This window comes from uncultured Phocaeicola sp., from assembly GCF_948499155.1.
Classification (GTDB): domain Bacteria; phylum Bacteroidota; class Bacteroidia; order Bacteroidales; family Bacteroidaceae; genus Phocaeicola; species Phocaeicola faecalis.
Window position 1 is genome coordinate 194,574 of the sequence record NZ_CAOOSE010000003.1, and the last position, 13,147, is coordinate 207,720.

A 13,147-nucleotide genomic window follows, 5' to 3' on the forward strand; every position below is an offset into this window, starting at 1 on the left:
GACTATGAATACTAAACGATTTTTATGTGCCGCGTTGGGGGCTATCTGTTCCCTTGCTTTCATGCAAGCGCAGGTAAGAACCGAGCAGACCTTTGAAAAAGGGTGGAAGTTCACCCGTGAAGACAATGCAGACTTTGCGAAGCCCGGATTTAATGATGCCAAGTGGCAGAACGTTACCGTTCCCCATGATTGGGCTATTTACGGGCCATTCAGTATAAACAATGATAAGCAGGAGATGGCAATTACCCAGGATGGGCAAACCGAAGCAATGGAACATGCCGGACGTACCGGCGGACTTCCTTTTGTAGGAACTGGTTGGTATCGCCTCAATTTTGATGCTCCTTCTTTTGAAAAAGGCAAGAAAGCTACATTGATATTTGACGGTGCCATGAGTCATGCCCGCGTATATATCAACGGACAAGAGGCAGGATACTGGCCTTATGGCTATAACTCATTTTATGTGGATGCTACACCTTATCTGAAGCCGGGAGAGAAGAACGAACTGGCAGTCCGTCTGGAAAACGAGCGCGAATCTTCACGTTGGTATCCCGGAGCAGGGCTGTATCGCAATGTGCATTTGGTAGTGACAGAAGATGTACATATCCCGACATGGGGAACTGTCATCACAACTCCTGTTGTGGAGGACGGTTTTGCAAGAGTCAATGTGAAGACTGACTTAGTAATGCCCAAAGGGAAAAATGTCGGTGATTACCGCATTGTAACAGAAATACTGAATCCCGAAGGAAAGAGAATCTCTTCGGATGACAGACCGGGAGATAGACTGGACGGAACCTTCTTCAACCAGAATTTTGTTGTGTATCATCCTTCTTTATGGTCACCTGAGAATCCGGCATTGTACACTGCAGTTTCTAAAGTCTACGATGGCGAGACATTGAAGGATGAATATACGACTCGTTTTGGTATCCGTACATTGGAGATTGTACCTGATAAGGGCTTCTTCCTGAATGGCAAACTTACAAAATTCAAAGGAGTTTGTAATCATCATGATTTAGGCCCTTTGGGTGGTGCTGTGAATGATGCGGCTATCCGTCGTCAAATCCGCATATTGAAGGATATGGGCTGTAACGCCATCCGTACTTCTCATAACATGCCTGCTCCCGAGCTGGTAGAGGCGTGTGACGAGATGGGGATGATGTTGATGCCGGAATCATTCGACGAATGGAAATCGGCAAAAATGGCGAACGGCTATCATAAGGAGTTTGACGAATGGGCAGAGAAAGACCTGGTGAACCTTATCCGTCACTATCGCAATAATCCGAGTGTCGTGATGTGGTGCATCGGTAATGAAGTGCCCGACCAATGGAATGGAAGTAACGGACCGAAACTTTCACGTATGTTGCAGGATATCTGCCATCGCGAAGACCCGACCCGCCCGGTCACTCAGGGTATGGATGCCCCTGACGCCGTAGTCAACAATAATATGGCGGCTACTATGGACATAGCCGGATTTAACTATCGTCCCCACAAGTATCCCGAAAATTATAAGAAGTTGCCGCAACAGATTATTTTGGGTAGTGAGACTGCTTCCACTGTCAGCTCTCGCGGTGTATATAAATTCCCTGTAACCCGTCAGGCTATGAAGAAGTATGATGACCATCAGTCTTCATCATACGATGTGGAACACTGTGGATGGTCTAACTTGCCCGAAGACGACTGGATTTGGCATGATGACAAACCATGGGCTATCGGAGAATTTGTATGGACAGGCTTTGATTATCTGGGTGAACCGACACCTTATTATACAGATTGGCCCAGCCATTCTTCTTTATTTGGTATCATTGACCTTGCCGGCCTGCCTAAAGACCGTTACTATCTCTATCGTAGCCATTGGAACAAGGACGAAGAGACCCTCCATATCCTTCCTCATTGGACATGGCCGGGACGTGAAGGCGAAGTCACTCCGATTTTTGTATACACCAACTATCCTGCGGCAGAAGTGTTTATCAATGGTAAGAGTCAGGGCAAGCGCACAAAAGACCTGAGCGTTACTCCCGAGAATAGTGCTGATTCAGCCTCTACCGCCGACTTCAAACGCCAGCAGCGCTATCGTCTGATGTGGATGGATACAAAGTATGAGCCGGGAACGGTAAAAGTAGTGGCTTACAATGACAAGGGAGAAGCTGTGGCCGAAAAAGAAATTCACACAGCTGGCAAGCCCGACCATATCGAACTGGTGGCCGACCGTAACGAAATCAAGGCGGACGGCAAAGACCTGTCATTCGTGACCGTGAGAGTGGTAGACAAGGACGGTAATTTATGCCCCGATGCACAACACCTCATCAAATATTCGGTGAAGGGTGCAGGAACGTATCGTGCCGGAGCCAATGGTAATCCCGCTTCATTGGAACTTTTCCATCTTCCGCAGATGAAAGTTTTCAACGGAATGATGACTGCCATTGTTCAAAGTACCGATAAACCGGGAGAGATAACATTAACCGCAACAGGCAAAGGACTTAAATCAGGTAGGCTAGTTTTAATGAGTAAGTAAAAAGATTTGTTTGAATTCCCTCTATCTGTGCCCCGCTTGATTTTATTAAGCGGGGCTTTTTATATTAAAATAGTTAGAAAATAATTCAGGATATCTGCAGCTAACTGTGAAAAAGTTAGTAATTTTGTTCCCATATTTAATATGCTGTTTAGAAATCCTAATTTTATTACTATATTATGTTGACCCAAATCATAAACGCGAAGATACTCACTCCTCAGGGATGGTTAAAGGACGGTTCTGTCCTGATGCGCGACAACAAAATTTTAGAAGTAACAAACTGTGACCTGGCCGTTATCGGAGCCGAGCTGATTGACGCCAAAGGTATGTATGTAGTTCCCGGCGGTGTGGAAATCCACGTTCATGGCGGTGGCGGCGGCGACTTTATGGAAGGTACTGAAGAGGCTTTCCGTACAGCGATTAACGCTCACATGAAGCACGGTACTACCAGTATTTTCCCTACTTTGTCTTCATCCACAGTGCCGATGATTGAAGCGGCTGCCGAAACCTGTACCAAGATGATGGCTGAACCCGACAGCCCGGTGCTTGGTCTGCACCTCGAAGGACATTATCTTAATATGAAAATGGCAGGCGGCCAGATGCCCGAAAACATCAAAGACCCGGATCCGAAGGAATATATTCCTATTGTAGAGAAGTGGGGCTGTATCAAACGTTGGGATGCCGCTCCCGAATTGCCGGGCGCCATGCAGTTTGGTAAATATATCACAGGAAAAGGCATCTTGGCTTCAGTGGCTCATACCCAAGCCGAATATGATGATATCCGTGCTGCCTACGAATCGGGTTATTCTCATGCCACTCATTTCTACAATGCGATGCCGGGCTTCCACAAACGTCGTGAATACAAGTACGAAGGTACGGTGGAAAGTATCTACCTGATAGACGATATGACTGTAGAAGTTGTAGCAGACGGCATCCATGTTCCTCCCACCATCTTGCGCTTGATTTACAAGATTAAAGGTGTGGAACGCGCTTGTGTTATCACCGATGCCTTGTCGTGTGCAGCCAGTGACAGTAATGTGGCTTTTGACCCCCGTGTCATTATTGAAGACGGTGTCTGTAAGTTGGCCGACCGTTCTGCTTTGGCAGGAAGTGTGGCTACCATGGACCGCTTGATTCGCACGTTGGTGCAGAAAGCTGAAATTCCGTTGGAAGATGCTATCCGTATGGCTTCGGAAACTCCGTCCAAGATTATGGGAGTATATGACCGTAAGGGTTCACTTCAGAAAGGCAAAGATGCCGATATGCTCATTCTTGACCAGGATTTGAATATCCGCGCTGTATGGGCAATGGGTAAGCTGGTAGAAGGAACTTATACTCTGTAAGAACAGGCTGAATAAGAACGGAAATAGGACTTTATAAAATCTCCTTTCACACCAAACAGGATGTAACTCTATTGGGGTACAGCATGTTAGGGTGAAAGGAGATTTTTTGCCTCTTTCTTTTCCCTTTAGAAATAATTATTTCCCATTTCCTTTTGCGCATCGTTTATTTATCTATATTTGCCCATACTATTAATCATAAAACGATGTGTGATGAACAAACATTTCTTCAGGCTTTCCTGCTGTTTTTTCATAGCAGCTATATTATCTTCCTGTAGTGGGAATCAAAAGGCTGCTCCAATGACGGAAAATGGCATGACTGTAATTCCCTTTGAATCGGCTGTCCAAGATGAGAGAGAACTGTCGATGAGCGATTTTGTGGCAAACGTAGACTATATTCCTCTGCAAACGGATTCCAATTGCTTAGTCGGTAATTTGTGGGATAACGGGGTTGTCCGTTCTTCAAAATATTTCTTTTTGGCAGTAGGAGACAACTTGCTTCAGTATGCTTTGGACGGAAAGTTTATCCGCGTGCTAGGAGGGATAGGCGGTGGACCGGGAGAATACAATTGGATAAGCGATATAGATGTCAATGACCGGTCGCAGCGTCTTTTTGTTGGCGATATAGGCAAGATAAATGTATATGATACGGAAACCGGCGATTTTATTTGCTCATACCCTACGAATGATGAAACTTTTCAGTTTAAGGTGAAGAACGACAGTACCCTTTTCCGCTTCCTTTATAATTCGACAGGCAAAGTGGCTACCCGGGTCTTGATTTCCGATGCTCATGGCGATACACTTCGCGCTTATCCCCGCCATGATTTATTCGATGTAGAAGAGGGGATGGTCTTTATGATTGGTTCGTCCGACGACCGTTTTATGTATCGTTGCGGAGATGACATTTGCTATCGGGAGAACTATAACGATACCATTTTTACGGTGACCGAACAGGAACTCATTCCGCGTTATGTATTCGACTTAGGCAAATATCATCTGCCGTCCGATTATCGTTTTGAACTTCTTGGCGATGATGATAAGTTTAATTCTCTGGCCAGTTCTTATCTGTCTATTCATCCGATTGAAGTGGCGGATTTTGTATTTATCCCATACGCATATTGGGCGGGAAAAGGTAAACGGGAGAATATGATGGCTATCTATGATAAGCGCAAAAACGAATGTTATAAAGTGGCGGGCGGCGCATTGAAGAATGATATGGATGGCTTGTTTGATTTTCGTCCGGCTATTGCTTTGGATGATTATACACTGTTGAAAGTAGTGCAGGCTTCCCAAGTCCTCAGGTATGCCGAGAAAAATCCTTCGGTCTTGGAAAATGAGAGATTGAAGAACTTGCAGGAAGATGATAATCCGGTGCTGATGGTCGTGACACTGAAGCAACAGCCCTGAGAAGTTTCCTCTCCTTATCTTCGTTGTTCAGCCAAGTAGCCTTTGTCGTTATAGAGCAAATGCATAGCTTCGGAAAGCCTATTGCGATTGCTTAACCACGGAGGTGGTTAAGTCTGCTCACCGCCGTGGTTAGAGTTAGTCACGGTCGTGGTTAGAGTTAACCACGGAGGTGGTTAATGTATATTTTACTTTCGTTGATAAAAGAAGGAACGGAAGCATTGTATGCTGACTGAGTACTTCATATTATTGTATCATCAGCTGTTGTTGATGGATTTCGATGCATCGGAAAAAACCGGCGGAACTTGCCAATGGTGAAAAGGTGAATATGAAGTTCACTTTGTCGGTATTGTTTGGAACTGCAAACAGTGAAATTAATGAAAGAAAACAAGAAAGAACAAGAGTATTTTGTCTCCTATATCACCAAGCAGCAGTGTATTGGTGAAGAAGTATCGGTTGCCGGTTTTCTTCGGAAATATGCTTCCCGATACCATAATGCCGCTTTTATATCATCCGATCCGGTTCAGTTTCCGCATCGCTATCATCGGAAGGAAGATATAGAAATAAGCGGTTTCCTGACAGCATATCTGAGTTTTGGTGCCCGGCCTCAGATACTGAAGGCGGCAGAGAGGCTGGATGCCGCCATGCATCGTAAACCTTTGGCTTATGTATTGTCGGAAGATTGGAAATCGGATTTCTGTGGGGAGGACTCTTTCTATCGTACGGTGTCGAAAAACAAAATGGCAGAATTGTTTCATTGGTTGCATGGAATATATACAGCATACGGCTGTATGGAGGCGGCTTTGATGGTGTGTCGGGAAGGTTCTCCGATGCAGCGTCTATGCCGCTTATTGGGTGTGTCGGACAAGGCGCCGCAAAAGAAACTGAATATGTTTCTTCGTTGGATGATACGGCGTGACTCGGAAGTTGATTTCGGTATTTGGACTTCTTTTTCGCCTTGCGACTTATTGATTCCACTGGATACTCATGTCAGTGAAGTGGCCCATCGGCTTCATCTTACTCAAAGTAAATCTTATACACTGAATAACGCAAAGACCATTACCCGGGCACTTGCCGAGGTCTTTCCGGGCGATCCGTGTCTGGGAGACTTTGCGTTATTCGGTTATGGAATTAATGAAGGAGAATGACTTATATCTTTTCTATTTTTGCCAAATATCCTCCTCCCGAGAGTAAGTCAAGTTTTAGTGTATTGCCGGATTTGATTTTGCGGTTGCTGATGACGATTTGTTTGTAGTCACCGCTTTTATCCGATGCGATGGTCATCCGGTAAGTGCCTTTGGAAAGGAAATCCGTCTTGAGCTCGCCTTTATAGGGCGTTTCACCGTTAAGTACGGAAAGATACCATGTATCGCCGCTTCTTCTGGCTAAAGCTGCCAGTTCTCCGATGCGGCTTTCGGGCAGTACCTTGGTTTCATCCCAAACCACCGGAACTTCTTCGATAAACATCCGTCCCGGACAGGTTAACATATCTTCCATGTCAGCAGCAAAGATCAGCATGGGGGAGGTAAACACGTAGATACTTGCCAACTGATGGGTGAAGCTGACCGAAGGCGGACAGAATTGTCGGAAATTCAATGGTGTATAATCCGCAGCACCTGCCAGCCAACGGGTAAAAGGCAACACTGTATTGTGATAAGGCCATGCCGGACCGGGTGCCCAACTATTCTCAGCTCCTACGGATTCCAATCCGCGTACAGCTTCTTTTGCCAGAAGGTTGGGATATGTGTAGCTGTCTCCCGTTGGTTTGTTTACTCCATGAAAGATGACCATCAAATGTGCTTTGGCTGCATCTTTCAAAATATTTTCCATTAAGTTGACGGTAAAGAGGTTCTCGGTATGGAAGAAATCAATCTTCAGTCCTTTGACACCTGCTTCGGTACATTTCTTCATAAAGCTGGCTCGTTCGTCAGCATCTACCAGCCCTATGTCGGTTTTGTTGCCCGAACGGGGAGAGGAAGGTCGCCACACCCAAATGTCTACCTTCTTGGCTTTGGCATAGTCTGTCAGTTCTTTTAAAAGCTCCCATTTGGAGCGTCCGTTGGCATTCTTTTCTGTTTCTCCCCAAAGTTCCCAACCATCGTCTACCACTACCGATTGTAGTCCTAGTTCGGCTGCCCCATCTACATATTTTTTATGGTTGGCTACGCTGAGTCGGTCATTGCCTTCTACCAGCCATGTGAAAACAGAACGTCCTGGTTTAATCCATTCCGTATCTTTTCCTTTTGGGAAAAGGGTGGGATTGGGACGGTCAGATACTTGGGCGATGATTTGGTTATTGACTAAACCGTCTAGGTCTTCGGCCAGCATCAGTACGCGCCATGGGGTGGCGATTTCATTTTCTCCGTTGCGCGGCGAGGTAATCCACGGTATGTTACGAACTTCTTCATGCCAGTATTTGGACTGTGGGATACCGGTGATGATTCCACTTTCCACATGTCCTTTGTTTTCTACATAGCCAAACTGTACACGGTTGTTTTCTTTGCCGAATAAAACAGCCCCGTGAAAGTTGAAAAGATTGGCTTCTGTGATGGCGGCATAGGTTCCGTCCGGCAAAAGGAATGTGGCAGGAGGAGCCAGCAATTCGTCTTTGATGGCATCGGTATTCCGGTCTTGATAGGATTGTATCCATCCATATTGGAATGGGCCACTGGCATACCATACGTGTGTGCCTGATGGGAAAGTGTAGGCTGTTTGTTCACCGTAAATGCAACGGGGGCCGTCCGAGGGGATACGATAACGGAGGGCTACTCCGTCATCGAATTCCCATGAGTCTATGTAATAGATACTTCCGTCCTTTTTTTCTATAGTATATGTCTTATACTTTCCGGATGTTGTATTGGCGGTGCTACTCTTTACTTCTTTTCCGAGTAACTGGTTGTCTACATTCATTCCCAAGGGGGAGGAAAGGATGACAGGCTGTCCTTTGAATGAGACGGTGAAGTTGAGTTGGCCTGCCTCTACCCCGATGTTCATTTTGGCCTGTTGTGCTTGAAGGAAGCACGGGATGGAAAAGGCAAATGCCAGATAAGTCAGTTTTCTGAATTTCATGATATTTATATAGGTTTAATTAGTTATTCAATTACATACCAAGTATATCCCCTTGCCGGGATTTTGACGGTAAGGTTCACTGTGTAATCTCTGTTCAGGGTATAGTTTGCCGGTGTACCTTCCTGCTCGCGGATGCTGGCTGTTTTTGTCAGTCCGGTGTAGTAGAGCGGAAGTTGGATATTACGTGTCATTTCTTTGTCGGTAGGGTTATAGAACATGGCCAGCCCTTTTTCTTTTCCGGCAGGATTAACGTGCATGATACCATCCCAGTCGCGGGCATCCGGTTTGCGCAAGTGGATGATATCGCTATTCAGTATGTTTCGGTATTTCTTATACCAGCTGATAATTTCCACCACTACTTTTTTAGTCTCGGGAGTATCATACAAACGCGGGCCGCGATAGCAGGCTTGTACTCCTGCACCATAATTTTGGAACATCAGTGTTTTGTATTCGTATAAATGTTCACTCAAAGGCTCCAGTGTGGCAGCTGCTCCGCCTCCTTGGTATTCCACCAATGGGACAAAGCTCCATAAGGAGGAAGGAATACGTTCGAAAGTGCAGTCATAGTTCAGTTGGCGGGTGTGGATAAGCTGTCGGTCGCGTGGTAATGACCAGTTGACTTCACGATAGCCGATGCCTACCTTGGTAGAGCCGTTCAAGAAATAAAAGTCGGGTACATTGAGGTAGATTCCGTTTTCGCACATCCAGTGATAAAGTTCTGTTATCTTATAAAATTGATTCCATTGCGAGTCCTTCAGTCCTTTATGGTGGGGATGGACGGTCGAGGCACAGAAATCTCCCGGATAAGAGCCATCGTGTTCAAAGCAACGCATTCCGGTTTTCTCGAAGAAAGTCTTTATCTTATGGAAATATTCATAGCCCCAGTCGCTGCACAGGCAGGGCGAACTGCCGAATGTCATGCCGCCTCGCTTCCCTGTTTTCGGATTGATGACATCCACCTCGTCGCTGATCCAGCGGCTGGCAAGCAGAGAGTAGCACCCCATTTCGATGCCTTTGTCACGGGCGTAGTCCACAAACGCTTTGTATTTGGCTATGTTTGCATCCGATATGTCTTCGGCATTCAGGCCCGAACCAAAACTCAGGATAATCATTTCATAGCCTGTTTCGGCACATTGGTCGATGGCACGGTACACTGTTTCCGGATGGGTTGAGGTGAGATGCATGAAGATGGGATTTTCTGTAGTCCACGGTGCGATGGTGCGGTACATTTTGCGGGTAAACAGTCCTTTACGTTCACGGTCGTAGCTGTCGAACGGCATTTCGTAGACACTGAAAGAACGGAAAGTTCCTTTGGACGGAACGGCCTGGTCGGGTCCCATTTTGGGAGAAACTTCCAGTATGCAAGGGGTTTGCAGCAAATAGTTCCGTTGCGAGGTATAATCGGGATCGGTCACCCATTTTTCGGTAATGTCTGTTTCTTTTTCCGTGAAACTTCCGGCACAGGCATAATCGCTTTCTATATGGATATTGGGCAAAAGGAACTTGGAAGGGTCACCCCCTCCGGGAGATTCAGGTTCGGCAAAAGCGAGGTATTCCAATTGGAATGTGTCGATGTTGATAGGCAGGCCGGATTGGTTTACCACTTCAAATCGTTTGCGGATGACGGGAATTTTATCGTATACCGATACATGGAGTTTCACAATGACATCTTTTAGTTCCTTGTCACCACGCAAAGTAAAGATGATTTCACTGCCGGTTGCCGTTTCTTTATTGAGTGCCCAGCGGCTGCGTGCCCATTTAATATCTTCCTTGATGGGGGCAATTTCAAAGTCTTCCACCAAAAAAGATTCGGGAATGCTAGTCATGTTCTCTATCCATCTATCTTCAATGTAAGCTCGTTCCGGCTGTCCGGCCAATCCCCCGATTAAGTGTTTCTTACCATCAATTTGTATGCTTCCTTCACTGCTGACAGCACGAAGCATACTTTCTCCGGTCATTCGGTTGATGATATTGGTTGTGGCCAGATTCGGAAAAATCCGGAAAGTGCGGGATACCATTGGATTGGCTACGATAATGCTTTTACCGTCTGCTGAAGCATAGATGCCTGCTTTGGCTTTTTCGGGTGTGATCAACCAGTCAAAGTCGGTTTTTGTAGAGGCGGCCACGGATAAGACAGGGAGCTTGCTGATTTTATCTGCCAGTTTGCGGGATACATTGGTTGCCATTTCCGGCCCTTTTCCTGCATATCCCGCATGGACGGTTTCGGGCTGGGTTGATTTATACTCAATGGTCGGAGTAATCCACAAAGCATTGTCACCACTGCCACCATCGTCTGTTGGTTCTACCAATAATTCTAATATACGGATTCCTTTTAAGTCTACATCTATGGAGAGAGGTGATTCCTTGCCGTGCAGGATGCCACTGTTGTAAAGCTCTTTGCCGTCGCCTTTCACAATAAAGCAAACAGATCCTTTATCTATTTTGCCACTTGTGCCGGCCAGTCCCAAGAATTGTTTATCATTGCCTTCTTTGCGAAAATAAAGTTTTGTTCCGTTTACTAATGGAAGGATGGCCAAGCTTTTGTCCGAAATATCGATTTTGCTGTCTGCGATACCTATTTGGGAACGCAGACGCGTGGCATCTCCGTGAAGGTCTATTTTCAGGATGCTTTTGGCATGGGTACCTATCACTTCATTGTAAGTTTTTCCATTGATGGCGGCTTGTTCTCCGGTGACAGACTTTCCATCCTGTACTTTTCCATACTCTTGCCACATTTGAGATAGGTCTAGTTCTGATAGTTTTATCGTATGTTGGGCTTGCCCACTCAGGCAGACAAAGAGAGCGCCGGCTAGTAATAAATTCTTTTTATTCATATAAATCTTTTAAATGTGTTTTTATTTATTGTCAATATCTGTCTTTTCCGGTTGGACAGGTTCCTGATGGTAGTATCAGGTGTCTTCTGGTGGCAGGACTGCAACAAAAGGACAGAAATGGCTTTTTATGTAACAAAGGAAAGAATAATAAATGTATAAATCAATGGATTTTCTTGTTTAAAACATGGATTATGTTTTTGTGTTCCATTGATTTGAGATAAGAGTGTGTCAAAAGCTCTAAATGACAGTTATATCGTAAATCATTATTTTGACACACTCTTTCCTTTTTAGTATTTCTATTTCCTATTCATACGGATTGAATGTTCCGTTGTCCCAATCTTGCGTTTGCTCCAACTTGGAATTGGTTTCTAAATGCTTGTTGGGAATGGCATAGAAATAATAGTTGTTTTGGAAATTGATTTCATATTTCTGGTCTAATACCACCACCGAATCTTTAAAATAGGTCGTATAGTCTTTGTCTATGTCTATATTGTCTTTTATTTTGTCGAATTCGATGGGGGAAATCTTTAGTTTGGGCAAAAGACCATGACGTCGGGTTCCATTCATTTCGGATGCGAACATGCGTCGTCGGCGCAAATCCCAGTAGCGTTTGCCTTCATAGGCAAATTCTATTTTACGTTCCAACATGATGGCAACTATCATTTCATCGTGTGACATGTTTGCTTTCAGACCATACATGCCATTGCTTCCGGCTTCTATTCCGGCGCGTTGGCGAATGCGTTTTAAAACTCCGTAAGCTTCATCCAGTTTCCCATTTTCGGCAGCACATTCGGCATAGTTCATCAAGACTTCGGTAAAACGTATTTCTATCCAGTCGGTACTGCTTCTTTCAGTATAATAGGGAGTATAGCTTACATTGATGGCTTTCCGGCAATAGAAACCGCTGCTGCTGGGGTTCAGGGTAGAGTGTCCTTGGTATGTCCATTGGATTCTACCTTTTTTACCACTCAATTCCCATATGCATCCATTATAGGCTATGGTGCTGGTGAAGCGGGGATCACGGTTTTGCCAGAAGTGAAGCGGGTCATAATCGGGCGATTCTGTAATGGGAGTACCAGTAATCATTGGGTAAGATTCTACCATTTCCTTTGTAGGTTGGTTGCAGCCCGAATAATTTTGTGCTTCCGACAAAGGGCGTGTCGCAGCATCCCAATGGTGGGTCAGGTCGGGTTCCTGGTAGCGTGTAACGAATAATACTTCTTTATTCATTTCATCAAACCAGATATTCTCATAACTATCGTACAGCCCATATCCGTTGGCTTCTATTTGTTCGGTTGCCATTTTGTTGTACGTATATGCTGTTTCCCAGCGTTCCGCTTTGTTCTCTGGATTGAATTGCGGACTGGCATAATAGAGCAGAATCCGGCCTTTCAGTGCCATTACGGTTGCTTTTGTAAAGCGTCCTTCGTCATCTCCTGTCCATTTCCAGGGCAGGGCATCGATAGCATCGTCCAAATCTTTGATGATTAAGTTGATGCATTCCGAAGTTTTGTTACGGGTGACATATAAGTCATCGGTCAATGCCTGCGGTTCCAGAATTATAGGAACTCCACCGTATAAACGTACCATCTGGAAATATCTCCAAGCTCTTAAAACAAGTGCCTGGGCTTTTAATGAGGTTTTGGTTGCGTTATCTATATTTCCGGTTTCGATACTGCTTAACATGATATTGATGTTACGGATTTCTTTGTATGGCCAACTATCTATTGAGGCTGTGGTGAGCTGACCGTATAAAATACCTGTTTCACCATAAGCTTCGTCTGAATACCCGGCTACGTTCTGATCCCAGCCCGGAAGGTTGTCACGATACAATTTGTTCAGATAAGCAGTAGCATATTGGGCATTGTTCCAAACATCTTCTTCGGTGATGGCAGATAAGTCTTTTTTATCTAAAACATCAATACATCCCGAAAGGGCGGCAGCTGTTAATACGCTATATAATAAATATTTTATTTTCATGATATTTTCATATT

At 45.1% G+C, this 13,147-nt stretch carries 7 protein-coding genes; 4 read left to right on the plus strand and 3 right to left on the minus strand.

Going from position 1 to position 13,147, the window contains the following annotated elements:
* Positions 1–4 precede the first annotated feature (4 nt).
* From galB to QYT14_RS04170, 4 genes are all read left to right on the plus strand, one after another.
* The gene (gene galB / locus QYT14_RS04155) at positions 5–2,509 is read left to right on the plus strand and encodes a beta-galactosidase GalB (RefSeq protein ID WP_237038273.1); all 2,505 of its coding nucleotides are present in this window, start codon (positions 5–7) and stop codon (positions 2,507–2,509) included.
* 176 nt (positions 2,510–2,685) lie between these two features.
* Positions 2,686–3,849 carry an N-acetylglucosamine-6-phosphate deacetylase gene (gene nagA, locus QYT14_RS04160; protein ID WP_237038272.1) on the plus strand — a complete coding sequence of 388 codons (1,164 nt, stop codon included), beginning with the start codon at positions 2,686–2,688 and terminating at the stop codon, positions 3,847–3,849.
* Positions 3,850–4,146: 297 nt separating this feature from the next.
* A complete protein-coding gene (locus QYT14_RS04165; protein WP_288323974.1) occupies positions 4,147–5,253 on the plus strand; it encodes a 6-bladed beta-propeller in 1,107 nt (368 codons plus the stop codon).
* Positions 5,254–5,627: 374 nt separating this feature from the next.
* The gene (locus QYT14_RS04170) at positions 5,628–6,398 is read left to right on the plus strand and encodes a TIGR02757 family protein (protein WP_288323975.1); all 771 of its coding nucleotides are present in this window, start codon (positions 5,628–5,630) and stop codon (positions 6,396–6,398) included.
* Position 6,399: 1 nt separating this feature from the next.
* Here the strand turns inward: QYT14_RS04170 and QYT14_RS04175 are convergent, their stop codons facing one another.
* The 3 genes from QYT14_RS04175 to QYT14_RS04185 form a co-directional block, all read right to left on the minus strand.
* Positions 6,400–8,319, minus strand: a complete 1,920-nt coding sequence (locus QYT14_RS04175) for a glycoside hydrolase family 97 protein (RefSeq protein WP_288323976.1) — start codon at positions 8,317–8,319, stop codon at positions 6,400–6,402.
* Positions 8,320–8,342: 23 nt separating this feature from the next.
* Positions 8,343–11,153 (minus strand): NPCBM/NEW2 domain-containing protein, encoded by a 2,811-nt coding sequence (locus QYT14_RS04180; protein WP_288323977.1) that lies wholly within the window; start codon positions 11,151–11,153, stop codon positions 8,343–8,345.
* Between the two features lie 303 nt (positions 11,154–11,456).
* Positions 11,457–13,133, minus strand: coding sequence for a RagB/SusD family nutrient uptake outer membrane protein (locus QYT14_RS04185; RefSeq protein WP_288323978.1), 1,677 nt, complete (start codon positions 13,131–13,133; stop codon positions 11,457–11,459).
* Positions 13,134–13,147 lie beyond the last annotated feature (14 nt).

What these genes read in the sequence shown, in the direction of transcription:
- nagA (WP_237038272.1), top strand. Translation starts at nt 2,686, where the DNA reads ATGTTGACCCAAATCATAAACGCGAAGATACTCACTCCTCAGGGATGG.
- galB (WP_237038273.1), top strand. Translation starts at nt 5, where the DNA reads ATGAATACTAAACGATTTTTATGTGCCGCGTTGGGGGCTATCTGTTCC.
- QYT14_RS04170 (WP_288323975.1), top strand. Translation starts at nt 5,628, where the DNA reads ATGAAAGAAAACAAGAAAGAACAAGAGTATTTTGTCTCCTATATCACC.
- QYT14_RS04185 (WP_288323978.1), bottom strand. Translation starts at nt 13,133, where the DNA reads ATGAAAATAAAATATTTATTATATAGCGTATTAACAGCTGCCGCCCTT.
- QYT14_RS04165 (WP_288323974.1), top strand. Translation starts at nt 4,147, where the DNA reads ATGACGGAAAATGGCATGACTGTAATTCCCTTTGAATCGGCTGTCCAA.
- QYT14_RS04175 (WP_288323976.1), bottom strand. Translation starts at nt 8,319, where the DNA reads ATGAAATTCAGAAAACTGACTTATCTGGCATTTGCCTTTTCCATCCCG.
- QYT14_RS04180 (WP_288323977.1), bottom strand. Translation starts at nt 11,153, where the DNA reads ATGAATAAAAAGAATTTATTACTAGCCGGCGCTCTCTTTGTCTGCCTG.